The sequence below is a fragment of the Methylobacterium sp. DB0501 genome, from assembly GCF_011043735.1.
GTDB lineage: Bacteria > Pseudomonadota > Alphaproteobacteria > Rhizobiales > Beijerinckiaceae > Methylobacterium > Methylobacterium alsaeris.
Genome location: NZ_JAAKGV010000004.1, coordinates 26,681 through 52,161 on the forward strand (window position 1 = coordinate 26,681; position 25,481 = coordinate 52,161).

The 25,481-nt window shown below is 70.0% G+C and carries 29 protein-coding genes and 3 pseudogenes; 25 read left to right on the plus strand and 7 right to left on the minus strand.

Annotated elements, in window-relative coordinates; translation table 11 throughout:
* Window positions 1–6 precede the first annotated feature (6 nt).
* Window positions 7–600 (plus strand): hypothetical protein, encoded by a 594-nt coding sequence (locus G4G93_RS07310; protein WP_091887253.1) that lies wholly within the window; start codon window positions 7–9, stop codon window positions 598–600.
* Between the two features lie 500 nt (window positions 601–1,100).
* Here the strand turns inward: G4G93_RS07310 and tnpA are convergent, their stop codons facing one another.
* Complete coding sequence (gene tnpA, locus G4G93_RS07315; protein WP_165082736.1) at window positions 1,101–1,532, minus strand: IS200/IS605 family transposase; 432 nt, start codon at window positions 1,530–1,532, stop codon at window positions 1,101–1,103.
* Window positions 1,533–1,568: 36 nt separating this feature from the next.
* Between tnpA and G4G93_RS07320 the strand changes: the two genes are divergently transcribed.
* On the plus strand, window positions 1,569–2,780 hold the full coding sequence (locus G4G93_RS07320) for an RNA-guided endonuclease TnpB family protein (RefSeq protein WP_165082738.1): 1,212 nt from the start codon (window positions 1,569–1,571) through the stop codon (window positions 2,778–2,780).
* 31 nt (window positions 2,781–2,811) lie between these two features.
* On the opposite strand, the gene G4G93_RS07325 is transcribed toward G4G93_RS07320, so the two are convergent.
* Entirely contained in the window at window positions 2,812–3,090 is a 279-nt protein-coding gene (locus G4G93_RS07325) for a metal/formaldehyde-sensitive transcriptional repressor (RefSeq protein WP_091887251.1), read from the minus strand.
* Between the two features lie 87 nt (window positions 3,091–3,177).
* On the opposite strand from G4G93_RS07325, the pseudogene G4G93_RS35780 reads away from it, so the two are divergent.
* Both G4G93_RS35780 and G4G93_RS07335 read left to right on the plus strand, forming a co-directional pair.
* Window positions 3,178–3,318 (plus strand): annotated as a pseudogene (locus tag G4G93_RS35780) (DUF1289 domain-containing protein); the annotation flags it as partial.
* Between the two features lie 100 nt (window positions 3,319–3,418).
* Window positions 3,419–3,790: pseudogene (locus G4G93_RS07335) on the plus strand (YnfA family protein).
* Between the two features lie 21 nt (window positions 3,791–3,811).
* Here G4G93_RS07335 and G4G93_RS07340 read toward each other — a convergent pair.
* On the minus strand, window positions 3,812–4,231 hold the full coding sequence (locus G4G93_RS07340; protein WP_165082740.1) for a MerR family transcriptional regulator: 420 nt from the start codon (window positions 4,229–4,231) through the stop codon (window positions 3,812–3,814).
* Between the two features lie 66 nt (window positions 4,232–4,297).
* On the opposite strand from G4G93_RS07340, the gene G4G93_RS07345 reads away from it, so the two are divergent.
* The 6 genes from G4G93_RS07345 to G4G93_RS07370 all read left to right on the plus strand — a co-directional run bounded on the left by G4G93_RS07345 (window position 4,298) and on the right by G4G93_RS07370 (window position 9,228).
* Complete coding sequence (locus G4G93_RS07345; protein ID WP_165082742.1) at window positions 4,298–5,047, plus strand: cation transporter; 750 nt, start codon at window positions 4,298–4,300, stop codon at window positions 5,045–5,047.
* Window positions 5,048–5,094: 47 nt separating this feature from the next.
* Window positions 5,095–6,081 carry a cation diffusion facilitator family transporter gene (locus tag G4G93_RS07350; protein ID WP_165082744.1) on the plus strand — a complete coding sequence of 329 codons (987 nt, stop codon included), beginning with the start codon at window positions 5,095–5,097 and terminating at the stop codon, window positions 6,079–6,081.
* A 7-nt stretch (window positions 6,082–6,088) separates the two neighbouring features.
* The gene (locus tag G4G93_RS07355; RefSeq protein ID WP_091887245.1) at window positions 6,089–6,775 is read left to right on the plus strand and encodes a transporter; all 687 of its coding nucleotides are present in this window, start codon (window positions 6,089–6,091) and stop codon (window positions 6,773–6,775) included.
* 12 nt (window positions 6,776–6,787) lie between these two features.
* Window positions 6,788–7,534 (plus strand): response regulator transcription factor, encoded by a 747-nt coding sequence (locus tag G4G93_RS07360; RefSeq protein ID WP_165082746.1) that lies wholly within the window; start codon window positions 6,788–6,790, stop codon window positions 7,532–7,534.
* Entirely contained in the window at window positions 7,531–8,865 is a 1,335-nt protein-coding gene (locus tag G4G93_RS07365) for an ATP-binding protein (RefSeq protein WP_165082748.1), read from the plus strand. Before G4G93_RS07360 ends, G4G93_RS07365 begins: the two co-directional genes overlap by 4 nt.
* 99 nt (window positions 8,866–8,964) lie before the next feature.
* Window positions 8,965–9,228 (plus strand): hypothetical protein, encoded by a 264-nt coding sequence (locus G4G93_RS07370; protein WP_165082750.1) that lies wholly within the window; start codon window positions 8,965–8,967, stop codon window positions 9,226–9,228.
* 169 nt (window positions 9,229–9,397) lie between these two features.
* On the opposite strand, the gene G4G93_RS07375 is transcribed toward G4G93_RS07370, so the two are convergent.
* Together G4G93_RS07375 and G4G93_RS07380 are read right to left on the minus strand one after the other, a co-directional pair.
* Window positions 9,398–9,649, minus strand: coding sequence for a hypothetical protein (locus G4G93_RS07375; protein ID WP_060850467.1), 252 nt, complete (start codon window positions 9,647–9,649; stop codon window positions 9,398–9,400).
* 172 nt (window positions 9,650–9,821) lie between these two features.
* A complete protein-coding gene (locus G4G93_RS07380) occupies window positions 9,822–10,052 on the minus strand; it encodes a hypothetical protein (protein ID WP_165082752.1) in 231 nt (76 codons plus the stop codon).
* A gap of 230 nt (window positions 10,053–10,282) precedes the next feature.
* Here G4G93_RS07380 and G4G93_RS07385 point away from each other — a divergent pair, with 230 nt between their 5' ends.
* The 14 genes and pseudogenes from G4G93_RS07385 (at window position 10,283) to G4G93_RS07450 (ending at window position 23,757) form a co-directional block, all read left to right on the plus strand.
* Window positions 10,283–10,654, plus strand: coding sequence for a hypothetical protein (locus tag G4G93_RS07385; protein WP_165082754.1), 372 nt, complete (start codon window positions 10,283–10,285; stop codon window positions 10,652–10,654).
* 120 nt (window positions 10,655–10,774) lie between these two features.
* Complete coding sequence (locus tag G4G93_RS07390; RefSeq protein WP_165082756.1) at window positions 10,775–12,127, plus strand: efflux RND transporter periplasmic adaptor subunit; 1,353 nt, start codon at window positions 10,775–10,777, stop codon at window positions 12,125–12,127.
* A gap of 11 nt (window positions 12,128–12,138) precedes the next feature.
* Window positions 12,139–15,387: an efflux RND transporter permease subunit gene (locus G4G93_RS07395; RefSeq protein ID WP_091887227.1), complete on the plus strand. Its 3,249-nt coding sequence runs from the start codon at window positions 12,139–12,141 to the stop codon at window positions 15,385–15,387.
* Window positions 15,388–15,392: 5 nt separating this feature from the next.
* On the plus strand, window positions 15,393–15,950 hold the full coding sequence (locus G4G93_RS07400) for a threonyl-trna synthetase (protein WP_165082758.1): 558 nt from the start codon (window positions 15,393–15,395) through the stop codon (window positions 15,948–15,950).
* 40 nt (window positions 15,951–15,990) lie between these two features.
* On the plus strand, window positions 15,991–16,908 hold the full coding sequence (locus G4G93_RS07405; protein WP_165082760.1) for a cation diffusion facilitator family transporter: 918 nt from the start codon (window positions 15,991–15,993) through the stop codon (window positions 16,906–16,908).
* A 225-nt stretch (window positions 16,909–17,133) separates the two neighbouring features.
* The gene (locus G4G93_RS07410; protein WP_165082762.1) at window positions 17,134–17,412 is read left to right on the plus strand and encodes a hypothetical protein; all 279 of its coding nucleotides are present in this window, start codon (window positions 17,134–17,136) and stop codon (window positions 17,410–17,412) included.
* Between the two features lie 151 nt (window positions 17,413–17,563).
* Window positions 17,564–18,203: pseudogene (locus G4G93_RS07415) on the plus strand (MFS transporter); the annotation flags it as partial.
* A 130-nt stretch (window positions 18,204–18,333) separates the two neighbouring features.
* Window positions 18,334–18,771 carry an EamA family transporter gene (locus G4G93_RS07420; protein ID WP_165082764.1) on the plus strand — a complete coding sequence of 146 codons (438 nt, stop codon included), beginning with the start codon at window positions 18,334–18,336 and terminating at the stop codon, window positions 18,769–18,771.
* Between the two features lie 67 nt (window positions 18,772–18,838).
* Complete coding sequence (locus tag G4G93_RS07425; RefSeq protein ID WP_099956042.1) at window positions 18,839–19,498, plus strand: response regulator transcription factor; 660 nt, start codon at window positions 18,839–18,841, stop codon at window positions 19,496–19,498.
* Complete coding sequence (locus G4G93_RS07430; RefSeq protein WP_099956043.1) at window positions 19,495–20,790, plus strand: sensor histidine kinase; 1,296 nt, start codon at window positions 19,495–19,497, stop codon at window positions 20,788–20,790. Before G4G93_RS07425 ends, G4G93_RS07430 begins: the two co-directional genes overlap by 4 nt.
* 92 nt (window positions 20,791–20,882) lie before the next feature.
* Window positions 20,883–21,659 (plus strand): hypothetical protein, encoded by a 777-nt coding sequence (locus tag G4G93_RS07435; RefSeq protein WP_099956044.1) that lies wholly within the window; start codon window positions 20,883–20,885, stop codon window positions 21,657–21,659.
* Window positions 21,660–21,727: 68 nt separating this feature from the next.
* Window positions 21,728–22,135, plus strand: coding sequence for a histidine kinase (locus G4G93_RS07440; protein WP_099956045.1), 408 nt, complete (start codon window positions 21,728–21,730; stop codon window positions 22,133–22,135).
* A gap of 29 nt (window positions 22,136–22,164) precedes the next feature.
* A complete protein-coding gene (locus G4G93_RS07445; RefSeq protein WP_099956046.1) occupies window positions 22,165–22,947 on the plus strand; it encodes a hypothetical protein in 783 nt (260 codons plus the stop codon).
* A 30-nt stretch (window positions 22,948–22,977) separates the two neighbouring features.
* The gene (locus tag G4G93_RS07450; protein ID WP_099956047.1) at window positions 22,978–23,757 is read left to right on the plus strand and encodes a hypothetical protein; all 780 of its coding nucleotides are present in this window, start codon (window positions 22,978–22,980) and stop codon (window positions 23,755–23,757) included.
* Here G4G93_RS07450 and G4G93_RS36715 read toward each other — a convergent pair.
* Window positions 23,693–24,316, minus strand: coding sequence for an RNA-guided endonuclease InsQ/TnpB family protein (locus G4G93_RS36715; protein ID WP_123834466.1), 624 nt, complete (start codon window positions 24,314–24,316; stop codon window positions 23,693–23,695). The genes G4G93_RS07450 and G4G93_RS36715 overlap by 65 nt on opposite strands.
* Window positions 24,217–24,531, minus strand: coding sequence for a transposase (locus G4G93_RS36720; protein ID WP_395411361.1), 315 nt, complete (start codon window positions 24,529–24,531; stop codon window positions 24,217–24,219). The genes G4G93_RS36715 and G4G93_RS36720 overlap by 100 nt, the downstream gene beginning before the upstream one ends.
* Between G4G93_RS36720 and G4G93_RS07465 the strand changes: the two genes are divergently transcribed.
* A complete protein-coding gene (locus tag G4G93_RS07465) occupies window positions 24,521–25,438 on the plus strand; it encodes a hypothetical protein (protein ID WP_164712506.1) in 918 nt (305 codons plus the stop codon). The genes G4G93_RS36720 and G4G93_RS07465 overlap by 11 nt on opposite strands.
* The last annotated feature ends 43 nt before the right edge of the window (window positions 25,439–25,481 follow it).

The following is a 25,481-nucleotide window of genomic DNA, read 5'->3' on the forward strand; positions in this document are numbered from 1 at the left end:
GCCGGCGTGCGCGTCCACTCCTACGTGATCGACCACGACCTCGGGTTCGCGCCCAATCCGTTTCACCGGGTTTGCACGCTGAGCGCGTGCAAACCGCTGATCCGGCAGCACGCGAGCGTCGGGGACTTCGTGGTCGGAACTGGCTCGATCCCGAACGGGATCAAGGACCGTGTCGTCTACTGGATGCGGGTCGACGAGATCCTCACCTTCGACCAGTATTGGGACGACGCTCGCTTCGGCGCGAAGCGACCCGTGATGTCCGGCAGCCGCATGCAGATCTACGGCGACAACATCTATCGCCGCTCGGCCGACGGCACCTTCGTCCAGGCGGATTCCTTCCATAGCGAGCCCGGGGGCGTCACCAGCCTGCCGAACCTGGTGCGCGACACCGGTCGGACGGACAGGGTGCTTCTCGGGCGCGAATACGCCTACTGGGGCGGGTCGGGCCCGCTGGTCCCCCAGGAACTGCGCGATCTCGTGCACAGCACGCAGGGCCATCGAAACCAGTTCACGCCCGAGCGGGTGAGCGCCTTCGTGACATGGCTCCGCGGCATGCCGGGCCGCGGCTTCCTGGGTCGCCCAGCGAACTGGCCAGCCTGAGAGCCGAGCGCCCCGGCGGCCCCACCGCCGGCGAGGACGGCCGGCGAACCCGGCCACGAGGCCATGGGCGTGACCCGCGGCGAGGTGGCCTCGCCCCGGTCCTTCGGAGACATCGACGCCGCGCGCCGGCTGCCCCCGACGGGCGGCTCGGAAGGCGCGGCGCCTGCCGAAATGAGCCTGGCTCAGCAGTCTCTACCACCGACGTGCCCCGTGCGATGCCCAGGGTCCTTTGATGAGGCCGCCGGGCGGCGACCTTTCATCCGAGCCGGTCGGAAGTCCGGGCGGACAGCTGTATGTGGACCTGGATCTGGCTTCGATCCGTCGAGCCACGGTGGCGGGACGCGATCCGAGACTGGGCGTTCCCAAAGGCTTTGAATGGCGGCGGCACGCATCGGGTTACGCCGTCCCGCCGCGTGGGCGCCGTCTCGTTCGGCCCGGGCAGCCTCGGTGATGCCGATCCATGCGCGCGTCTGCGCAGGACACATTCTCATCAAAATATCCTAGAAACCTCGGCCTTCAGGCCGGGGAGGCCGCGCATTCTCTCGCTGCTGTCGGACGTATTGGGCGACCACAGAAAGCGGTGCGCCGCCACAAGACGTCACGAAATACGACGGAGACCAGAGAACGCCCTGGTGGTAGCGACCCGAGATCTCGGGGCGCGTGTCGCGAAGCCTGCGGCTCGACACACCCTTCAGACTGTTAACGAGTTTCGATAGCGTGACGGTCGGTGGATAGGTGACGAGCAGGTGGACGTGATCGTCCTCACCCGAGCACTCGACAAGCTCGGCCCCAAAGTCGCCGCACACCTTGGCGAAGATCGCCGTCAGGTCGCGGATCGCCAGAGCCGAGAGCACGTCGCGGCGGTATTTCGTGACAAAGACCAAGTGCGCATGGAGGGCATACACGACGTGTCGGCCCTCACGGATTTCCATGTTGCGGCTCCTGAGACCAACCTGTAATTTCTCGGGATGATCGCCCGCGGCTTCCGCTTCAAGCTGGACCCGACGCCCGAGCAGGATGCTCTGCTCCGGCAGTTCGCAGGCGTCTGCCGCCTCGTCTACAACCTCGCTCTGGAGCAACGCGCGACGTGGGACCGGAAGCACCGGATCGGCTACGTCGGGCAAGCCGCCGAACTCACCCGCCTGCGGGCCGAGTTCGACTGGATCAGGGCGGTCTATGTGTCGTGCCAGCAGCAAGCGCTGCGCGACCTCGACCAAGCCTTCCAGAACTTCTTCGCGGGCCGGGCGAGCTATCCGCAGCCCCGCAAGCGCGGCCTCAACGACAGCTTCCGCTTCCCCGGCCGCGAGGTCGAGACGAAGCGCCTGAACGCCAAGTGGTCCGCCGTCCGCCTGCCGAAGCTCGGGTGGGTCAAGTTCCGCGATACCCGGCCCATGCAGGGTACGCTGAAGAACGCCACGGTGAGCCTCGACGCGACCGGCTGGCACGTCAGCTTCGCGCGTGAGATCGCGCATGACGCTCGGGCTCCGTGCCCTGGGAGGGTCGGCATTGACCGAGGTGTGGCGACGGCCCTTGCCCTCTCGACCGGCGAGATGTTGCGATTCCCTGAGACCTTGGAGCGGATCGAGCTTCATAAGCGAAAGGCGCAGAAGGTCGTTGCCCGGCGCAAGCGTGGCTCGAACCGTCGTCGTCGGGCGCAGGCCCGCGTCTCCCGTCTCCAGGCTCGGCAGGCTCGCATCCGACGCGACTTCCACCATCGCGTCGCGCTCGACATCGCGCGCCGGTTCGGCGTCGCCGTGCTCGAAGATCTCAACACCCGCGGGATGACAGCTTCGGCTCGCGGGACGGTGGATGAGCCCGGCCGCAAAGTGCGCCAGAAGGCGGGCCTCAATCGTGTGATCCTGAACGCGAGCTGGCATCAGTTCGCGACGATCCTGGCCTACAAGATGGAGGAGAGGGGTGGACAGGTCGTGACCGTCCCCGCCCGGTTCACATCCCAAACCTGCGCCGCATGTGATGTCGTTGACGCTCGGAGCCGTGAGAGCCAAGCGCGCTTCGTCTGTGTCAGTTGTGGTCACACCGACCACGCCGACATCAATGCCGCCATCGTCATCAAACGGCGTGCGAACAGCGCGTTGCTGGACGTGGAGGGTTTGCATCAGCGGCCCTATGAAGCGTCAACTGGACGAGATCTCACAGTCTCCGAAAATCCCCGTCCTTGAGGGCGGGGAAGATGTTAAGGGGCGGCTCTCGTCATTTGAGGTAGGTCCGCACCACCTCGATCAGCTCGGCCGCGCCCCGGGCGCGCTCGGCGTCAGGCTCGGCGTCCGGGTTCACGACGTGGTGGCGGATGTGGTCTTCCATCAGCTCGGCGGTCAGACCGTTGATGGCCCCGCGCACCGAGGCGACCAGCATCAGCACGTCGGCGCAGCCGTGCTCGGCCTCCAGGGCCCGCTCGACGGCCTCCGCCTGACCCTTGATCCGGCGCACCCGCGCCAGCAGCTTGGTCCTGTCCTTGATCGTGTGGGCCATGAATGGCGTCCTCGTCCTCGCAATACATAGGGGGGTATCCTATCTACGTCCAGCGGCCGATGCGTCGCGTGGCGGGGAGGCCCTAGCATGAGGAAGGACGATCCCTGCACCGGGGTTTGCCAGTGGGACGGGCGTACCGGCTGGTGCCTCGGCTGCGGCCGCACGGTCCCGGAGATCCGCGCATGGCGGAAGATGACGCCCTATCGGAAGACTGCCCTCGCGCGCGAGCTCCCGCGTCGGGTACGCCAAATTGCGGTCACGCACGCCGAGGCCGATCCGGCGAAAGACCGGGCCGATGCGCGATGGCCAGTACCGGCGACGCCTGCCGCTGTCACCGTTTGGCGGCGCGTACGGGCCATGCGCACAAGCACCCAGGTTCACCTATCCCGCCTTTGCAGCGGCCGCCCTGGCCAAGATCGCCGGCTGCTTCGCCTCCTGGGCGTGGCTGCGCCTCGACAAGTCCCCATGGTGGCTCATTCCGGGCATGGCCTCGCTCGCGCTGTTCGCCTACCTGCTGACCTTCGTGGAGACCGAGGCGGCGGGGCGCGCCTACGCGGCCTACGGCGGCATCTAAATCGTCGCCGCCATCCTCTGGCTATGGGGCTTCGAGGGCCACCGACCCGACCGATGGGACTTCATCGGCGGTTTGGTGTGCCTGGTGGGAAGCTGCCTAATCCTGTTCGCGCCCCGGGGAGCCTAGGCGGCCCACCAGGGCAAGCCGTCAATGGCGGTCGTCGACGCAAAGGCCGTGGTCCGAGAGCACTTCGATGACCCGACACTCGCCGACGCGCCCATGGCCGCATTCCCCGATCATGCGCGACAGTTCGGCCTTCAGCGCGGTGAGCCGCGCGATCCGGCGCTCGACCCCGACGAGGTGGCGCCGGGCGATCCCATCCACCTCGGCACACGGGCGGTCAGGCTGCGCGACGAGCGCCAACAACTCCCGTATGGCCTCTATCCCGAATCCAAGCTCGCGTGCGTGCCGGATGAAGGCCAGCCGCTCGACGTCCGCCTGCCCGTAGCGGCGGCGGCCGCCCTCCGTCCGCGGCGCCGGCGGCAGCAAACCCACCTGCTCGTAGTAGCGCACGGTCGGGACCAGCACGCCGGCTCGCCGCGACAGCTCGCCTATCGGGAAATCCATTCTCGGCCTTGCTCCTCTAGCCGCTAGAGGAAGTAGGAGCTTCCGATGTTTCCGGAAGGAGGGACCATGGCCGACCACTGCTGCGGCACGGGCCACGACCACAAGGCGCACGAGGCACCCCACTCACCGGACGTGGAACCGGCCCGGTCCGACGCCAACGGCGACGCCGGAGGCACCTGCGCCTGCTCGGGCGGCGTGCCGGTCTTCGACGGGGTCGACCTGCGCTACAAGCGCGTGCTGTGGACGGTCATCGCCGTCAACGGCGCCATGTTCCTGACCGAGATGGCCGCCGGGCACCTCGCCGGCTCGCAGGCGCTACAGGCCGACGCCCTCGACTTCCTGGGCGACACGGTCACCTACGGCCTGAGCCTCGCGGTCATCGGAGCGTCCCTCAGGGCTCGGGCCACGGCGGCGCTCGCCAAGGGGCTGTCCCTAAGCGTGATGGCGGTCTGGGTCTTCGGCTCGACTGCCTACCACGTCCTGGTGCTTGGGGTGCCCAAGGCCGAGGTCATGGGCGTCATCGGGCTGATGGCCCTGGCAGCCAACCTCGGCTCGGTACTGCTGCTGCGCCCCTACAAGGACGGCGACGCCAACGTGCGCTCGGTCTGGCTGTGCTCGCGCAACGACGCCATCGGCAACGTCGTGGTGATGGTGGCTGCGCTCGGTGTTTGGGGGGCCGCGTCGGCTTGGCCCGACCTCGCCGTCGCGGCGGTGATGGCCGGCATCTTCCTGACCTCGTCGGTGCAGATCCTGCGGCAGGCCTGGGCGGAGTATCGCGAAGGCGCCGTCACGACGCGAACCGCGGCGTCCGGATAAGGTGCGCACCCATCCGCGGACAGACCAAGACGGATACAGGGACGACCATGACATCGCACGACGCACGCGCAGGACATGACCACGGATCGCATGACCACGACGGCGAGGCGGGTCACGACCATGCCGGGCATTCCCATGGGCCAGGGCACAGCCATGCCCCCGCAAGCTTCGGGAAGGCATTCGCCATCGGCATCGCGCTCAACGTCGGCTTCGTGGCCGTCGAGGCGACCTACGGGGTCCTGGCGAACTCGGTGGCCCTGCTCGCCGATGCCGGCCACAACCTCTCGGACGTGCTCGGCCTCATCGTGGCCTGGATCGCGACGGTGCTGGCCAGGCGCGCCCCGAGCGCGCGGTTTACCTATGGGATGAAGGGCTCGTCGATCCTGGCGGCCCTTTTCAACGCCGTGTTCCTGCTGGTCGCCGTCGGCGCCATCGCGTGGGAGGCGATCCAGAGGTTCGGCGAGCCCGTCCCGGTCGCAGGCAAGACCGTGATGGTCGTGGCCGCAATCGGCATCCTGGTGAATGGCATCACCGCGTGGCTGTTCGCCTCCGGGGCCAAGGGCGACATCAACATCCGCGGGGCGTTCCTGCACATGGCGGCCGACGCCGCCGTCTCGGCCGGGGTGGTCATCGCCGGCCTCGTCATCCTCTACACCGGATGGACGTGGCTCGATCCGGTGGTGAGCCTCGCCATCGTGGCCGTCATCGTCTGGGGCACGTGGGGACTCCTTCGCGACAGTCTTACGCTGTCCCTCGCCGCCGTCCCGCCGGGCATCGACCCGGTCGCCGTCCGCCGCCACCTCGAAGGGCTGCCCGGCGTCGCGGCCCTGCACGACCTGCACATCTGGGCGATGAGCACCACGGAGACCTGCCTCACGGCGCACCTCCTTATGCCCGGCGGCCGTCCCGACGACGCCTTCCTGATGGCGGCGGCCACCGGCATCAGGGAGCGGTTCGGCATCGGCCACACGACCCTCCAGGTGGAGACGAGCGAGGCCACCGCCTGCGCCCTGGCTCCGGACCACGTGGTCTGAGCGCGGCATGCAAGCCTGGTCCTATACCCTGATCCCCGCCGCGGCCGCCGTCGTCGGCGCGGCGGCGGCGGTCAACCTGCGGCCGGGCCCCGTCCTGGTCAGCGCCATCCAGCACTTCGCCGCGGGCGTCGTCTTCGCGGCGGCCGCGGGCGAGATCCTGCCAGACCTCAAGCATGCCGGATCGCCCTGGGCCATGCTGGCCGGGGGCGCGCTCGGCGTCGCCGCGATGCTCCTCGTCCGCATCCTGGAGAAGCGGGTGAAGGGGCCGGCCGGGCTGATGTCGGTCACCGGCATCGACATCCTGGTGGACGGCCTCGTCCTCGGCATCGCCTTCGCGGCCGGGGCGAAGGCCGGCATCCTGCTCACCGTCGCGCTGACCATCGAGGTGCTGTTCCTGGGACTGACCGTGGCGAACGAGCTCGGCGAGGGCGGCGCGTCGAAGGGCAAGGTGGTCGGCCTGACGGCCGCCCTCGTGCTGCTGCTCCCGCTCGGAGCCCTGCTCGGCGGGCCCGTCGGCTCGCTGCCCGCCGCCGTCCAGGCCGGCTTCCTCTCCTTCGGCCTGATCGCCTTGCTGTACCTCGTGACCGAGGAACTCCTCGTCGAGGCGCACGAGACCGAGGACCGCCCCTGGGTGACGGCGATGTTCTTCGCGGGCTTCCTGCTGCTGCTCCTGCTCGACGGGATGATCGGCTAGGCTGGATCCGGAATGCTTGCCGCGGGCGAAACCAGGTCCCTCCCGGACGAGGCCCACATCCTGCTCGTCGAGGACGACGACGGCATGCGCGTGCTCGTCGGCCGCATCCTGCGGGAGAGCGGCTTCCGGGTCACGGGCTGCCGCGGCGGCGCCGAGATGTGGTCGCTCCTGCCCGACACGCCGGTTGACCTCGTCCTCCTCGACGTCATGCTGCCGGGCGCGTCCGGGTTCGACCTGCTCAGGGCCCTGCGGGCGAAGGGCACCGTCCCGGTCATCATGCTGAGCGCCCGCAACGAGGAGGCGGACCGGGTGCTCGGCCTGGAACTGGGCGCCGACGACTACGTCGCCAAGCCGTTCGGGCGCCCGGAACTCCTCGCCCGGATCCGGGCGGTGCTCCGCCGGTCGACCCTCGCGCCGGTGCCGAGCGCGGCGTCGCGGCCGGAATCCCTCGCCTTCGCCGGCTGGCGGCTCGACCTGCGCAGCCGCGCCCTGACCGATCCCGAAGGCGCCGCCGTCGACCTGTCGGGCGCCGAGCACGACCTGCTGCTGGTGTTCCTGGAACACCCGGGCCGGGTGCTCGGCCGCGAGCAGATCCTGGAGATGGGCCGCGGGCGGCTCGCCGCGCCGTCGGACCGCAGCGTCGACACGCTGGTCAGCCGGCTGCGGCGCAAGCTCGAACCGCCCGCGGGGACGGCCCCCGTCATCAAGACGGTGCGGGGCACCGGCTACATGCTGGCCGCCAAGGTCGAGCGGACATGAGGGGCGTCCTCGGCCTCGCCCGCAGCCTGGAGGGGCGCACCGTCGTCGTCCTGCTCCTGGCCGTGCTCCTCGTCCATGGCGGCGCGCTGGCGATCTACCGCCTCTCGGCGGCGGCCGCCGCCGACGAGGCCTTCGCCACCGAGGTCGCCCGCCAACTCGTCATCGCGCGCGAGGCCGTGTCGCGGCGCCCGCCGGAGGAGCGGGCCGACGAGGCCGAGGCCCTCTCGTCGAACCATTTCGAGATCGGCTGGGACGCCCCGGCGCCGGCTCGCCCCCCGGGGGCGACCGATCCCGCGCTCCGGGACCTGCGCGACCGCCTCCTCGCCCTCGAACCGGTCCTCGGGGCGGGGCTCGCCCTGAACCTGGAGGCGCCGGACGAGCCGCTCCACCGGCAGGACCTGCGCGGGATCATCCCGCTTCCGGACGGGAGCGCGCTGACCTTCCGGTCCGCGCACGCCCCGAGCCTCGTTCCCGTCGCGCCCTGGGCCTCGCTCGCCACCGCCATGGCCATCCTCGTCGGGGTGGCCGCGGTCGTCCTGATGCACCGGATCGCCGGCCCCTTGCGGGAGCTGACCCGGGCCACCGGACGGATCGGGCACGGCGCCTCCGTCCGGGTTCCCGAGATCGGTCCCGACGAGACCCGAGGGATCGGCCGTGCCCTCAACGCGATGCAGGAGCGCATCCACCGGCTGGTCGGCGAGCGGACGCAGGCGCTCGCCGCCGTGTCCCATGACCTGCGAACGCCCATCGCCCGACTCCGCCTGCGCCTCGACCACGTCGAGGCCCCGGCCTGGCGCCGCGCCATGGCCTCCGACCTCGACGACATGCAGGCGATGGTCGACGCGACGCTGGCCTACCTGGGGGGCGACGCCGACCCGGAGCCGCGGCAGGTCACCAACGTCGCGAGCATCCTGATGGGGGTCGCCGACGCCTCCGCGGATGCCGGCCGGGCGGTCGCATACGGAGGACCCGGCCGGGCCCTGGCGACGGTGCGCCCGGTCGCCTTCCGGCGGGCGCTGGAGAACCTCGTCGACAACGGCGTGCGCTACGGCGCGCGGGTGCGCATCGCCCTGGCGGCCGAGGAGACAGCGCTGGTCATGCGCATCGACGACGACGGGCCCGGCATCCCGGCATGCGACGTCGCCCGCGCCTTCGAACCCTTCACCCGCCTGGAGGGGTCGCGCAACCGAAACTCGGGCGGGACCGGCCTTGGCCTGACCATCGCGCGGCGGGCCGTGGAAGCGGAGGGAGGCACGCTCATCCTGACCACGAGGCCGGAGGGCGGATTGCGGGCCGAGATCCGCGTGCCCCGGGCTGGGCGCGGCGGCTGACACACTTCGTCACGAACGCGGCGTCCCGGAGACAAACGGCTTGGCTATCTCGGTCTTCGAAGCGGCCGACGCGGTCGGCGCCGAACAGGAGACCGACAGATGAAGCGCACGCTCGCCGCCGTCCTCGCCGCCGGGATGCTGGCCGCGGCCACGGGGTCCGCCTTCGCCGTGGACGGCCACGGCAATGCCTCGAACCCCGAGCGCGCCGTCCCGAACACCGGTGGCGTGTCGGGCGGCCCGGCCCATCGCGACGACCCGCGCGTCAGCGAGGCCCGTGAGAAGCGGCCCGACGGCAAGCCGGCGCATTCGGACAACGACGGGCATGCCCACGGGCACAGCCACGACAAGCCCGGCAAGAAGTGAGCTCGCCGGGCAGGCCGCGGGGGCGGGAGGCGCGGACATGCGGATGCTGCCCCTGCTCGTCGTCTTCGCGCTCCTGGCCGCGGGGATCGGCTACGCGCTCGCCGAGCCTGCCCGGCACGTCGTTCACGATGCGCCGACCCCTCGCGCATCACGACGCCAAGCGGCGACCTCAGTCGTCGAAGTCGTGATGGTGATGGTGTTGCTCGAACCGGCCAGGCCCGTAATCCTCGCGGCGCGGGTGATGGTGCCGGACCACGACGTCGTCATGGTTGCCGTAGCGGTAGACGTCGACATGGTCGTGCGGCCGCCGCTCGCCATAGCCGTAGCCGTAGCCGTAGCCGCGCTCGTAATACTGGGCCGAGGCCGCGGCCGGGGCGAGGAGGATGGCCGCCGCCATCAAGCCTGCAAGGTGCCGTCGCATCGCTGTCTCCTCCGGGGGGTCCTAATGCAGCGGTTTGCGCGGCGGCGGTTGAACAGGTCCTGAGACCGCCGTTCAGGAAGCCGTCACTCCAGGTTCGCCAACGTCCTAAAACGCGAGGGACCGGTCCGGAGGTCACCGCCCGCCGGCCCGGCCCCGTCGTGATGTCAGGCGCTCAGTGGCGGTGCACTTCCACGACGGTCTTCTCGTGATGGTCGTCATGGTGTTCGTGCACGACCGGCCGGTCGCGATGGTACTCCTCGACGCTGGTGTGCGTATGGTCGACATCGCGGTGGTGGCCGTCGCCGTGAACCCCGACCCCGCCGGGGCCGACGTCCACGTGCCGGGCGAGCGCACCGACCGGCGCCAGGGCGACGGCGGCAGCGGCGGCGAGCGTGATCTTCATCCGAGGATCTCCATGTTTCGTGGTCGTGCCGGGAATGCGGCCTACCACGAAACCGTCCCCGGATTTTACCGCTCGGTATTCGTGTCGGCCGAGCGAGAAACGGCTTGGCCGCTTTCGCGTCGTGACCGCGGCAGACCTCGCATGGCGGCGACAAATTCTGCTCAGACCGGGGTCAAGGGGCCAGGGCGATGCCTTGCCTGATCCGGGGTGAATCGCACATAAGGCCGGAGATGGGTTCAGTTCGCGGGCATAGCCGCCGGTGGGCGGCACGGGGATGGTGGGCGTTCGCCGCACGCCTGCTCTCCCTCGCCCTCGCGCTGTCTCTCGTCGCGCCCGCCGCCGGCCTCGCCGCCGACGTCGCGTACCACGATGGCGGCGTCAGGCACGTCACGGAGATCGCGAGCCTTGAGGCCGCGCTTGACACCGGCGCGACCGACCCCGGCATGGCCTGCCACCTCCATTGTGGCTGCCACCAGGCGGCACCCGCCGTGGCGGACTTCTCGGAGCCGGTCTTCGGAGTCGGCCGGCCGGCCTATGCGCACCTGAGCCAGACGGTCTCCTCCGTCTCGCCGGACCGCCTGCCGAGGCCCCCCCGCGCCTGAGGTGACGCCGCAGAGGCGCGTCCCGAACCCGGAGCCCGCGCTCCGGGCCATTCCTCACGCCACATAAGCGGGACTGCCGCGTCCGTCCATACGGCGCCCGATCCCGGCCGAGCAGGTCTCATGCGCATCCTCATCACCGCGGTCCTCGTGGCCGCCGGCGTCGTCGTCGGCGCCGCCGTCCCCGCCGTATCTGCGTTCGTCCGCGGCCTCCTGACATCGGCCGGGCTGCCGCCGGCCATCCTCACCTTCGCCGCCGGCCCGCCCCCTGGCGGGAAGACGCCGAACGACGAGGCCGACCATGCCGAAGGCGACGGCCACGACCACGGCAAGGCCGCCGCGCCGAAGGTCAAGGGAGCCCACGCTCACGGCGAGCACGAGCATTCCGAGGCGGAGGGCGAGGAAGGCCACGTCAAGATGACGGCCGAGCAGGTCGAGGGGCAGGACATCGGCGTCGCCAAGGCCGAGGGTGGGACGCTCTCGCGACACGTCCTGGTGCCCGGCACCATCACGCCCGACACGGACCGGATCGCCCGCGTCCCCGCCCGCGTCGTCGGTACGGTGTCAGAGATGCGCAAGCGCCTGGGCGACGACGTCAGGAAGGGCGAGGTGGTCGCCCTCCTCGACAGCCGGGAAGTCGCCGACGCCAAGAGCGAGTACCTCACCGCGATGGTCCAGTCCGACCTCCAGAAGATCAACTTCGAGCGCCAGCAGAAACTCGTGGCGTCGGCGGCGGCATCCCAGGCGGCGTTCGACAACGCAAAGGCCGTGTTCCAGGAGAACCAGCTGCGCGTCGACCTCGCCCGCCAGAAGCTCTCGGCGCTGGGCCTGAACGCCGCCGAGGTCGCCGCCGCGCAGAAACGCGACGAGGCGACGCCGAACGCCTCGACGCTGCGCCAGTACGAGCTGCGGGCGCCCATCGCCGGCCGCATCGTGGAGCGCAAGGTCGATGTCGGCACGGCGGTGGGCAAGGAGGGCGACCCGGCCGACGTCTACACCGTCGCCGACCTCTCGACCGTCTGGATCGAGCTCGCGGTACCGACCTCCGACCTCGCCGAGGTCCGGGAGGGCGCGCGGGTCACCGTGAACCGCGGCGGCCGCAGCGAGCAGGGCAAGGTGGTGTTCGTCAGCCCGCTGCTGAACGCCGACACCCGGTCCGCCCGGGTCGTGGTCTCGCTGCCCAACAAGGACATGGCCTGGCGGCCTGGCACCTACGTCACCGCCGAGGTCGAGACCGCGACGGACCAAGTGCCGGTGCGGGTCGCCAAGTCGGCGCTCCAGACCGTTGAGGGCAAGCGCGTCGTCTTTGTCCGCACGGACGAGGGCTTCGAGAAGCGCGAGGTCGAGCTCGGGCGCTCCGACGACGAAGGCTTCGAGGTCGTCTCGGGCCTGAAGCCCGGCGAGACCATCGCGGTGGCCAACACCTTCCTCCTCAAGGCCGAGCTCGGGAAGAGCGAAGCCGACCACGACCATTGAGGAAGCCCGACATGATCAGCCGTATCCTCGACTTCTCCGTGCACCAGCGCTGGCTGGTTCTGCTGCTGTCGCTGCTGGCCGCCGGCTTCGGCGGCTACTCGGTCACCAAGCTGCCGATAGACGCGGTGCCCGACATCACCAACAACCAGGTGCAGATCAACACGACGGCGCCGTCGCTCTCCCCCGTCGACATCGAGAAGCAGGTCACCTACCCGGTCGAGACGGCGCTCGCGGGCATCAAGGGCCTTGAGTACACCCGCTCGCTCTCGCGCAACGGCTTCTCGCAGGTCACCGCGGTCTTCGCGGAGAAGCTCGACATCTACTTCGCCCGCCAGCAGGTCGCCGAGCGCCTCGCGCAGGTGAGGCGGGACCTGCCGCCCGGCACCGAGCCCAGCATGGGGCCGATCTCGACCGGGCTGGGCGAGATCTACATGTGGTCGATCCATTACGCGAAGCCCGGCGAGCGCACGGTCTCGAAGGCGGGCAAGCCCGGCTGGCAGCCCGATGGCAGCTACCTGACCCCCGAGGGCCAGCGCCTGAAGACCGAACTGGAGCAGACCGCCTACCTGCGCACCGTCCAGGACTGGATCATCCGCCCCCTGGTCAAGACCGTGCCCGGCGTGGCCGGGGTCGACGGCATCGGCGGCTTCGAGAAGCAGTACCACGTCCAGCCCGACCCGACGCGGCTCGCGTCCCTCGACCTGTCCTTCTCGGACGTCGCCCGGGCGCTGGAGGCCAACAACGCCAACCAGGGCGCCCGCTACCTGGAGGACAACGGCGAGGGCTACGTCGTGCGCGCCGCCGGCCGCCTGGAGAGCATGGACGAGATCGGCGACGTGGTCGTCGCCACCCGGGGCGGCGTGCCGGTGCGGATCAAGGACATCGCCGAGGTCCGCATCGGGCGCGACCTGCGCACGGGCTCGGGCAGCGAGGACGGCCAGGAGGTCGTCGTCGGCACCGCCCTGATGCTGATCGGCGAGAACAGCCGCACGGTGGCGGCCGCTGTCGACGCGCGCATGGAACAGATCCGCAAGAGCCTGCCGCCCGGCGTCGAGGTCCAGACCGTCCTCGACCGGACCCGGCTCGTCGAGGCGACCGTGAAGACGGTGGTGAAGAACCTGTCCGAGGGCGCGGCTCTCGTCATCGTCATCCTGTTCCTGCTGCTCGGCAACATCCGGGCCGCCATCATCACGGCCCTGGTCATCCCGGTCGCCATGCTGATGACCATGACCGGCATGGTCGAGGCGAAGATCTCGGCCAACCTGATGAGCCTCGGCGCCCTCGATTTCGGGCTGATCGTCGACGGGGCGGTGATCATCACCGAGAACGCCCTGCGCCACCTCGCAGAGAAGCAGCAGGAGCTGGGCAGGGGGCTCGACACCGAGGAGCGCCTCCAGACGGTCCGCGCCTCGGCCGAGGAGATGATCAAGCCGTCCCTGTACGGGCAGGCGATCATCATCCTGGTCTACGTCCCGCTCCTGACCTTCACGGGGGTCGAGGGCAAGATGTTCGAGCCGATGGCGCTGACCGTGATCATCGCGCTCGTGGCGGCCTTCGTGCTGTCGCTGACCTTCGTGCCGGCGCTCATCGCCATCGTCATCACCGGCAAGGTCACGGAGAAGGACAACCTCATCATCCGGGCGCTCAAGGCCGCTTACCGCCCGGTGCTCGGCGCGGCGGTCCGGGCGCCGTTCGTCTTCGTCGGCGCGGCGCTCCTGCTGCTCGTCGGGGCGGGCATCCTGTTCACCCGCCTCGGGACCGAGTTCATCCCGCAGCTCGACGAGAAGAGCATCGCCCTCAACGCCACCCGAATCCCATCGACCTCCCTCACCCAGTCGCAGGCGATGCAGCTCAAGGTCGAGAAGGTGGTCTCGAAGTTCCCGCAGGTGGCCTACGTCTTCTCGAAGACCGGCACCGCCGAGGTCGCCTCCGACCCGATGCCGCCTAACTCCTCAGACACCTTCGTCATCCTGAAACCCCAGGAGGAGTGGCCCGAGCCGAGCCTGTCCAAGGCCGAGTTGCAGGAGCAGATCGAGAAGGCGGTCGGGGCGCTCGCCGGCAACGTCTACGAGTTCTCCCAGCCGATCCAGCTACGCTTCAACGAGCTGCTCGCCGGCACCCGGGGCGACCTCGCCGTGAAGGTGTTCGGCGACGAGTTCGAGCCGATGCTGAAGGCGGCCAACCAGGTCGCGGCGGTCCTGAAGGGCATCGACGGCGCCGAGGACGTCAAGGTCGAGCAGACGGCGGGCCTGCCGTTCCTGGAGATCAAGATCAACAAGGCCGAGGCGGCGCGCTACGGCCTGAGCACCGGGGCGATCCAGGAGGTCATCGGCGCGGCCATCGGGGGACGGGACGCCGGCGTCGTGTTCGAGGGCGACCGTCGCTTCCCCATCGTCGTGCGCCTGACCGACAAGGTCCGTGAGGACCGGGAGGCCCTGGAGAACATCCCGGTGCCGCTGCCGGCTGGCCCGAACGGCCGGGCGAGCTCGGTCCTGCTCAAGCAGGTTGCGAGCTTTTCGGTCACCGAGGGACCGAACCAGATCTCGCGCGAGAACGGCAAGCGGCGGGTCGTGGTCACGGCCAACGTGCGCGGGCGGGACATCGGCTCGCTCGTCGCGGAGGCGCAGGCGAAGGTTGGAAGCCAGGTGCAGCTGCCGCCGGGTTCCTACCTCACCTGGGGCGGGCAGTTCGAGAACCTCGCCTCGGCCAAGCGGCGGCTGATGGTGGTGGTACCGGTCTGCTTCTTCCTGATCTTCCTGTTGCTGTACTCGGCCCTGGGCTCGCCGCGGGACGCGCTGCTGGTGTTCAGCGCGGTGCCGCTTGCCCTCACCGGGGGCATCTTCGCGCTTTGGCTGCGCGGCATGCCGGTCTCGGTACCGGCGGCGGTCGGGTTCATCGCGCTCTCGGGCGTTGCGGTCCTCAACGGCCTCGTCATGCTGACCTTCATCAAGCAGCTCGTGGCGGAGGGCCGGCCGAAGCGCGAGGCCATCCTGGAGGGCGCCATGACCCGGTTGCGGCCGGTGGCGATGACGGCGCTGGTCGCCTCGCTCGGCTTCGTGCCCATGGCCATCGCCACCGAGACCGGCGCCGAGATCCAGCGGCCGCTCGCCACCGTGGTCATCGGTGGCCTGATCAGCGCCACCCTGCTGACCCTGATCGTGCTGCCGGCCCTGTACGCCCGGTTCGGCAAGGTTGTCGTCCCGAAGGTCGCGGAGCGGCCGCGGGAGCCGGGGCCACGACACCTCAAGGCGGCGGAGTAGACGAGATGCGACGCGTCCCGACCTGGTTGGCGGCTCCTTTCGCCTTCTTCGCGCTGACGGGTGCGGCTCCGGGCGCGGACGGAGGCGTCGGCGAGGCTCCGTTCGGCCTCGCGTGGGGGCCCGTCGCCGACGTGCCGCGCCCGCTCAAGGCCGACCGCGAGGCCAACCTGACCGCGCTGTACTACCCGCGTGGCTGGCGGCCGGCCGTCGGGTCGGCAACGGCCGAGGTCGTGCTGGTGGTCTGCCGCGAGGAGGGTCTGCAGGAGGTCGTCTGGGTGGGGCTCCCCCTGGCGGGCGAGGAACTCGCGCGCGTGCGCCGCGCCATCCACGACGAAGGGGTGCGCCGCTACGGCGAGCCGACACCGGGGCCATCGGCCGCTTCCGAGCTCTGGCCCGGCGGTCGGGCTCTCCTGGCCAGCCGCGAGGCTCCGGACGGGCGGCACGAGCTCGTCATGGCGGCGTTCGGTCCCGGCTACGCGGCCTGCTCGGCCGCCCACCTCGCCGCGACCGGACACCCCGCCGGCGCGCACGTGGCCGCGCTCATCGGCTCCTCCGGCCCCTGAGGCGGCCGGTCCGGGACGGCAACGAAAGACTGGGAGCGACATGGGACACGGACACGCGCACGGCGGCGGCATACCCGCGGGCTCGTCGGCGGGCAGGAACAAGGGGCGCCTCGCCTGGGCGCTCGCCCTGACGCTGACCTACATGGCCGCGGAGGTCGTCGGCGGCCTGCTCACCGGCAGCCTCGCGCTGCTTGCCGATGCCGCCCACATGGTCACGGATGCCGGCGGCCTCGCGCTGTCGCTGCTCGCCATCCACTACGCGGCCAAGGCGCCGTCGCCGGGCAAGAGCTTCGGCTACATGCGCTTCGAGATCCTGGCGGCCCTCGCCAACGCCGTCGTGCTGCTCGGGGTGACGGCCTACATTCTGTACGAGGCCTACCGGCGCTTCTTCGAGCCGACCGAGATCCTCGGCTGGCCGATGATGCTGGTCGCGTTCGTCGGCCTCGGGGTGAACCTCGCCAGCATGAGGCTCCTCGCGGGCGGATCGTCGGAAAGCCTCAACGTTAAGGGCGCCTACTTCGAGGTCTTCTCCGACATGCTGGGTTCGGTCGGCGTCATCGCCGCGGCCCTCGTGGTGATGGCGACGGGCTGGCGATGGGTCGATCCGCTGGTCGGCGCCGGCATCGGCCTGTTCATCGTGCCGCGCACCTGGCGCCTGTTGAGCGAGGCGCTTCACATCCTGCTGGAGGGAACGCCTCCGGGTGTCGATCTTGCCGCGCTACGAACGGAGATCGAGGCGATGCCTGGCGTGCGGCGCGCCTACGACCTTCATGCCTGGACGCTGACCTCCGGCTTCGACGCGATGAGCGGCCACGTGGTCATGGACGACGTCGCCGCCGGACCCGACCTCATCCGCGCGGTCCGGCGTCTGGTGAAGGAGCGACACGGTATCGAGCACGTCACCGTCCAGGTCGAGGACGAGGCGCTCTCGGCCGAGGCCGCGCGCCTGCCGGTGTGACGGCGAGCATCCGGCATGAGCAAGAAATCGGCGCGGCTACAGACCGAGTGGGCGCCAAATCCTCGGCGCAAGCGACGGGTCAGGCCATACGTCCGCAAAGCCGCGGATCGAATGATGATAGCGATCTGTATCGGATTGCCTCTGGCCGTATTGTTTCTCCAATACTTCAAGCGCCTCATGAAGTGAGGCCTGAGTAATGATGCTTGAATATGCAAGATTTTTTCGATGAATGATCTACAGACGCACCATTTTGCTGTGACGACAGCGGCGATGCTCGCGGTTCTGAGAACATCGACCATCGCCATGATGATCCTTCTCATGCAAAAACTTTCAGCCCCTGAACGGGAGGAGGTTTTCGCGGAGATCGCGGCGACAATCGGTGAGTTGCCCCCGGATTATTTTCAGGCAAACTCCGTGGGGGCCAAATTCTATGAAGAGGTGGTGGCCGAGGCGCCGGCGCTCGCGAAGGCATTCGTCCAAGATTTGCGTAGATCTCTTGGTTGAAGTCCGATGCGACCATTTATCAGTTATCGAGTGTTGGTGACGGAGAGCAGAGGTCCCGCGGACCTGGCGCGCCCGACGCCTTTTCTGTGCTCGGTGCCCGGCCCGTCACTGAGGCTTAGGCGTCTCCGTATCGAGTGCCAACTGGGCATGGCGGATCTTCCTGGCGACACCGCGCCTGCGCGGGTTGCTCGCCCTGAATTTCGCCGTCGCGGCGGCCGGCGCCATGGTCATCGTCAATACCGTGAATCGTCCAGGCGCTGCTCGGACGCCCCCAGCACGACGTCGCCCTTGCCCTTGGACCCTTCGGCGCGGGCTCGATGGCCGCCGCCCTGGTCCTACCGCGGGTCCTGGACCGCCTGTCCGACAGGGGTGTGATGCTGCCGTCCGCGGCCTTCCTCGGAGTCGTCCTCGTCGGGGTCGCTGCCCTGACCTGGTGCGGGGCCATCGGCTGGCCGGTACTGCTCGGGACCTGGCTCGTCCTTGGGATCTGCTACTCCGCCGCCCAGTTCGCGCTCTCGCACGCGTCGTGGCTCCTCACTTACCCGCTGGCGGGCTGCCTCGGCGCCGCCGTCGGGATGCCCGCGACCCTGGCGGCACTCGGCGCCCTGACCGTCGCGGGCGTCGCGGCGGCGGCCATGCTTTGGCCTGCATCCGACCCGGACGTCGTCGCACATGCCCACGCGGACCTTGACCCGTCCCACCCCCACGTGCGGGGGATCGGTCAGGGCCGGCACGAGCATGCTTTCGTCATCGACGACCTGCATCGGCAATGGCCGTCCACGGCGAATTAGGAACCACACGGCGAGCGTTGGAACGGCGACGCTCAGGGGGGGCGTCGGGTGCCGGACATCCCTCATCCGATGGTCTGTCGGGGGCCGTGAGGATTGCGTCGCGGCAGGTCCGCATCGAGGGGAACACGGCATGAGAACGTTGCTCGGATCCTGGCAGCTGTGGGCGCTGCTTTCTGCCGCCTTCGCGGCGTTGACCGCGATCTTCGCCAAGGTCGGCATCGAGAACGTCAATTCCGACTTCGCTACCTTCATCCGCACGGTCGTCATACTCTGCGCCCTCGGCGCCATCCTGGTCGGCACGGGCCAGTGGGTACCGGTCGGGTCGGTCTCGGCCAGGACCTACGTGTTCCTGGTGCTCTCGGGCCTCGCCACCGGCGGCTCATGGATCTGCTACTTCCGCGCCCTCAAGCTCGGCGAGGCCAGCCGCGTGGCCCCGGTCGACAAGCTCAGCGTCGTGCTGGTGGCCGTCTTCGGGGTTGTCTTCCTCGGCGAACGTCTATCTCCGCCGAACTGGCTCGGCGTCGCCCTCATCGCCGCCGGGGCCGTGCTCGTCGCCTATCTAGGATGAAGCCGGCGGGAAGGGATGCGTCGCGGCGCAGTCCAGGGCGAGGGCTCGAAACCGGACGGACCGACCGATGCGCGTGCTGTTGATCGAGGACGACCGGATGATCGGCGAAGGGCTGTCGAACGGCCTCTCGGCCGAGGGCTATTCCGTCGATTGGGTCCGCGACGGCGGCGAGGCCGAGACGGCCCTGCTCAACGGCGGCCACGCGCTCGCGCTGCTCGACCTCGGCCTGCCGGGCGGGGACGGACTTCGGGTGCTTCGATCCGCCCGGGCGGCCGGGATCGACACGTCGGTGCTCATCATCACGGCGCGGGACGGCCTCGAAAGCCGCGTCGCAGGCCTCGACCTCGGGGCGGACGATTACCTGGTCAAGCCGTTCGAGTTGCGCGAGCTGCTCGCCCGGATGCGGGCCATCCTGCGCCGTCGGGCCGGGCAGGCGAGCGCGCGGCTCGTGGCCGCCGAGACCGAACTCGACACGGAAAGCCACGTCCTGTCCCACGCCGGGACCGTCGCGGTCCTGTCGGCGCGCGAATACGCCCTCATGCACGCCCTGATGGAGCGACCGGGGCGCATCCTCTCTCGTGCGCAGATCGAGGAACGCATCTACGGGTGGGGCGAGGAGGTCGAGAGCAACGCGGTGGACGCCTTGATCCTTACGGTCCGCCGCAAGGTCGGCAAGGGCGTGATCCTCAACGTCCGCGGCGCAGGCTGGATGGTGCCCAAGCCATGAGGGCCGCCTCCCTGCGCCGCACGACGCTCGGCTGGATGACCGCCCTGCTTGCCGGAATCGGCTTGGCCGCGATGGTCGCGGCTTATGCCCTCGCGCGGATCGAGGCGGCCGATTTCCTCGACGGGCAGTTGCGGCAAGTCGCCCTCAACGCCGGTCCCGGGCTAACGGACGCGGACGCGCCGCCCGCCGCCGACCAGGACCCGGAGGACCAACTCGCCGTCACCATCTGGAAGGACGGGCAGGTCCTGCGCGACGACCGCGGCGTCGACGTCCGCCACCCCGGCCGCACGGGATACGCGAACGTCGTCATGGGCGGCGAGCTCTGGCGCACCTACACGACCGCCAACGGCACAACGACGGTCCGGGTCGCCCAGCGCGACGTCGTGAGGGCGGAGTTCGCACGCAATGCGGCGCTCGGTGCCGTGGCCCCCCTGCTGCTCCTCGTCCCGCTGTCTTGGATCGTCGTCGGCTGGGCGATGAACCGGGCGCTCGGGCGGCTCGACGGCTTGGTGCATGACCTCGCCGGGCGCGGTGCCGCCGCCCAAGGCCCCCTGCCGACCCGCGGCGTGCCGACGGAGGTGGCGCCTCTCGTCGAGGCCATGAACGGGCTCATCCTGCGTCTACAAGCCGCTCTCGCCGCCCAGAAGCGGTTCGTCGCCGACGCCGCGCACGAACTGCGTACGCCGCTCGCCGCGATGCAGATCCAACTCGACTCCCTCGGCGGGCTGGCCGGTGGCGGGAGCTATGAGCGGCGTATGGCGCTGGCGGACGGCCTCCGGAGGGTGAACCGGCTGGTGGATCAACTACTCCGTCTCGCCCGGCTCGACGACGGTGCCGAAGCCCGTCCTGCATCCGTCGACCTCGGCCAGCTGCTGCTCGATTGCGTCGCCGACCACGTCGAGGTCGCCCAGCGCAAGGACATCGACCTGGGCGTGCATATCGAGACACCCGCGACGCTTCACGCGTCGGAGGACGAAGTCCGCGTCCTGTTCGCCAACCTGGTCGACAACGCCCTGCGCTACACGCCGTCGGGAGGCCAGGTCGACGTCCGTCTGCTGAACCGGGACGGTGCGTGCGTCGTCACGGTTCGGGACACCGGCTGCGGGCTGCCGCCGGGAAGCGAGGGCCGCCTGTTCGAGCGCTTCTTCCGGGCCGCGCCACCGGATGTCGAAGGCACGGGGCTCGGGCTCGCCATCGCCCGCCGCATCGCGGAGCGCAATGATCTCGGCCTGACGGTTGAAAACCGACGTGGCGGGCAGGGAACCCTCGCAACCGTCAGGCTGCCGGCCTGAGGCCGAGCCCGCGGCTCCTCCGGACGAAGCTCATTCTGCCCTCATTCTGGCGCGCTATCACCGTGCCCGACCATGACGGACGGGAGACGGGGATGAGCGAGATCCAGCGCCAGGCCTTGAACAAGGTACCGGAGGTCACCGCGGCCTTCTGGGTCATCAAGATTCTCTCCACGACCGTCGGCGAGACCGGCGCTGACTACCTCGCGGTGAACGTCGGCCTGGGTGCCGCCGTTACCGCCACCATCACGGCCGGCCTCCTCGCGGCCGTCCTCGCCCTGCAGGTGCGCGAGCGGCGCTACGTGCCCTGGACCTATTGGTCGACCGTCGTCCTCGTCAGCGTGGTCGGCACGCAGGTCACCGACATCCTGACCGACAAGCTCGGCGTGAGCCTCTTCGTCAGCACCGGCGTGTTCGCGGCCGCCCTCGCCGCCGTGTTCGCCCTATGGTACGCGACCGAGCGGACGCTCTCGATCCACGCCATCGTGACCCGGCGCCGCGAGGCGTTCTACTGGCTCGCCATACTCCTGACCTTCGCGCTCGGCACAGCCGCGGGCGACCTGGCCACGGAGGCGCTGGGGCTCGGCTTCAATCTCGGCGTCGTCATCTTCGGCACGATCCTGGCCGCCCTCGCCCTCGCCTGGCGCCTCGGCGCGAACCCGGTGACGACCTTCTGGCTCGCCTACATCGTCACGCGCCCCCTTGGCGCATCGCTGGGCGATCTGCTGTCGCAGGCACGGGAATACGGCGGCCTCGGGTTCGGCACGGCCTCCACCAGCCTCGCCTTCTTCGCCGTCATCGTCGCCCTGGTTACGTCCCTGAGCCTTGTCTCCGGCCGCCCTGGCGAGCCGGCCGGACAGCGGCGGGCCTGACCGTCCGCCGCCTCCCGCATCGCCATCCTCCAGTCCTTCCAACGCCGCACGACACGGAGCGAACGACCATGCGAAACATCCTCCTCGCCGCCATCGCCGCGACGGTCATCGGTGCCACGGCCGCCCCCCTGGGCCTGCTGGCGATGCAGGACGCCGCCGTCGGAGCGACGCCCGAGGCGATGGCGGCCTCGAAGCTAGGCGACCTCTCCAAGTTCCGGACCATCGTCGTCGACGTGAAGACGATGACCGACCGGGGCGACCTCGCCGCCGCCAAGACCCGCATCAAGGACCTGGAATTGTCCTGGGACGCGTCCGAGGCCGGCCTGAAGCCGCGAGCCGCCGCCGACTGGCACGTCGTGGACAAGGCCATCGACCGCGCCCTCGACGCGCTGCGGGCGTCGAACCCCGATCCGGCCGCCTGCCGTCGCGCGGTCGACGACCTGCTCGCCATCATCGACCAGACCCACACCGCGTGAGCCAGCCCTCGCTTTCCCACGGCAGCCCGATGCAACCGACCGAGCGACCCGGACACGTCGAACCCGCCAAGGTGCCAGAAGCCACCGCCGGGTTCTGGGCCATCAAGATCGTGGCCACGACCCTGGGCGAGGTCGGCGGCAACGCCGTCACGTTGACGCTCGGCCTCGGCTATCTCGCCGGCACGGCGATCTTCGGAGCCGCCCTGGCGGTGCTGCTCGCCGCACAGGTCCGGGCGGACCGCTTCCAGCCGCTCCTGTACTGGGCCGTGGTCACCGCGACGACGCTCGCAGGCACGACCCTCGCCGACTTCTGCGACCGGTCCCTCGGCATCGGCTACGCGGGCGGGTCCCTGGTGTTGCTCGGATCGGTCGTCGCGACCCTGATCCTGTGGAAGCGCACGCTCGGCACGGTCGCCGTCGAGACGGTGCGATCCCCGCAGGCCGAAGGTTTCTACTGGGCCACGGTCATGTTCTCCCAGACGCTCGGCACCGCGTTGGGCGACTGGATGGCTGACAGCAGCGGGCTCGGGTACAACGGGAGCGCGCTCCTCATCCTCGTCGCGCTGGCCGTGGTCACGGCCCTCTACCTGCGAACGCGCGTTTCCAGGCCGATACTGTTCTGGACGGCGTTCGTCCTGACGCGGCCGCTCGGCGCCACCCTCGCCAATTCGCTCGACAAGCCCGCTGCATCGGGCGGCCTGGGCACCGACGACATCACGATCTCCGGCGTGCTCGCGCTCGCCATGGTGGCGCTCGTGCTCCTCGTACCGCAGCGGGCCGGTCGCCATGCGGTCGGGTCCGATGCCGCTTGAGGCCCACCTCCAGCCCAAGGATCCAACCCGATGAACGACGTCCGTGAACGCGCCTTAAGCAAGGTACCCGAGGTCACGCTCGGCTTCTGGGTCATCAAGATCCTGGCCACCACGCTCGGCGAGACCGGCGGCGACACCGTCACCATGACCCTCGCCTGGGGTTACCTCGCCGGAACCGTCCTATTCGCCCTGGTGCTGGTCGGCCTCGTGGTCGCACAGGTCATGGCGAAGCGGTTCCACCCAGTCCTGTACTGGTCCACGATCGTCGCCTCGACCACCTTCGGTACGACGATGGCGGACTTCGCCGACCGGTCGCTCGGCATCGGATACACCGGCGGGTCGACCCTGCTCCTCGCCTGCCTCGCGGCCGTGCTCGGGCTTTGGTACGCGACCGAGGGCACCGTGTCGGTGGACACTGTTTCGACCCCGCGGGTCAAAGCGTTCTATTGGGGGGCGATCACCTTCTCGCAGACGTTGGGCACCGCGCTCGGCGACTGGCTCGCAGACACCGGCGGCCTCGGCTACGAGGGCGGCGCCCTCGTCTTCGCGGCGGCGCTCGCGGTCGTCATCGCCCTGTACTACCGAACCTCGGTTTCGCGCGTCACGCTCTTCTGGGCGGCGTTCATCCTGACCCGCCCGCTCGGGGCCACGGTGGGCGATTTCCTTGACAAGCCGGTCGCCAACGGCGGGCTGAACTTGAGCCGGCCGCTCGCTTCCGCCGTGATCGCGGCCTTCATCGTGGCGCTCATCGTCCTGCTACCGCAACGGGCCGGTCGGCACCCGGGAGAGGGCGTACAGGCGTCTCAATGACCCGGAAATTTCGGTCATTCGTCATTCGGGGTTGATGACCCCTCCTAACGTTCTCCAGCGCTGCCCTCAGGCGGCGAGGAGCGTCCCGGCACGACGCACGGCCCGACGGCCCACGTCGGCGTCCCCGAGGGGCTGACCCCCCCTCGCTTGCGGCCTTGACCGCAAGACCTCGGTCCCGGATCACCCCGGCCGAGTTCACGTCGCGGTGCTCGTCCAGCCCGCACGGGCAGACGTGCCGGCGCAGCGACAGCGGCTTCGCCGCCACCGCCTTGCACCGCCGGCACTCCTGCGACGAATTCCGAGCATCGACGCAGACCAACTCGCCACCGGCCCTGGCAGCCTTGTAGCGGACGAACTGCACGAGCTTGCCCCATCCCGCGTCCAGGATGGACCTGTTCAACCCCCTCTTCTGTGCGACGTTCGTCCCCGGCTCCTCGACCGTTCCCGCGGCCGAGCGAGTCATGTTCCGGATGCGCAAGTCCTCCAGCACGACGAGCGGGTGCTCGCGCGCCAGCCGCGCCGAGATGCGGTGGAGATGCTGGTCGCGGGTGTTGGCCACGGCGCGAAGCTGCCGCGCCAGCCGCGCCTTGACCTGCGCCGCCGGTTCGACCCCTTGCGGCAGCGTGCCAGCGCCCGGCGGGAGACGCGGATCTCGCGCTCGCGCCGCGAGGCGGGACGGACGTTCGGGATGCGCTCGCCGGTGGACAGCGTCAGCAGCGCCTCCACGCCCAGGTCGCCGCCCACCGCCTCTCCGACGGGCGGCGTGATCACCACGACCTCGGTCGTCTCGACGGTGAACGCGGTCGTCCTGGCCCTGCCGGAGATGCGCGGCAAGCGCGGCGAGCTCCTCCGCGCCGTCGCCGCGCTCGCCGCCGCCGCCGGCGAGATCAACGTCGAGTTCAGGCTCGGTCACGACAGGCTGTCGGTGATCTTTGACCCCGCCGACCTGCGCCGCCTGCCGGCCGGCGTCACGCTCCAGCAGGACGACGACGCCCGCCTCGCCGCCAAGGGGCACAAGCCCCGCGGCCGGCCGCGCGGCGAGGGCTGGAAGCCGCCTCCGTTCCGCTGGGCGGACGTCCGCCGCCCCGTCCACCCCGAGTGGGGGCAAGCCATCACGGCACTGCCTGGCCGCTGCCTCGGCATCGACCTCAACCCGGGCTTGATCGGCCTCATCGTCGTCAAGAACCGCGGCGACCTGCGCAGCCTCCCCGCCACCCATGTCATCGACCATCGCCTGGTCAGTCTCGACCTGCCGCGCGGCGCCTCGCCCGAGCTCGTCACCGAGGCGCTGGCGAAGGTCGCGGGCCTGGCCGTGGGCCTGTGCGAGGTGCACGGCGTCGGCTTGGTCGCGATGGAAGAGGGGCTCGGAAAGCTCCGCTCCGGCGGGCGTTCGCGCTCGCTGAACCACAAGCTCAACTCGTGGGACCGGAACCGGCTGAAGGCGATGCTGGAGCACAGGCTGGGCCTGCGCGAGGCGTCGCTGGTGACCGTGTGGGCCGGCTACTCGACAACCATCGGCAACGTGACCTTCGCCCTCCCGGAGGCCTGCGCGGCGACCGCCGAGATCGGGCAGCGCGGCCTGGCCGAACTGGACTGGCGCGCGCACCCGCGCGGCGCGCCTGAACGGCTCCCTGCCCAAGGGCGGGGTGGAGAAGGATCTCCTGCCATTCCCATGCTCTGAGGCGTTCTCGAGCCTGTGGAAGGATTCGGGCGTGCCCAATGCG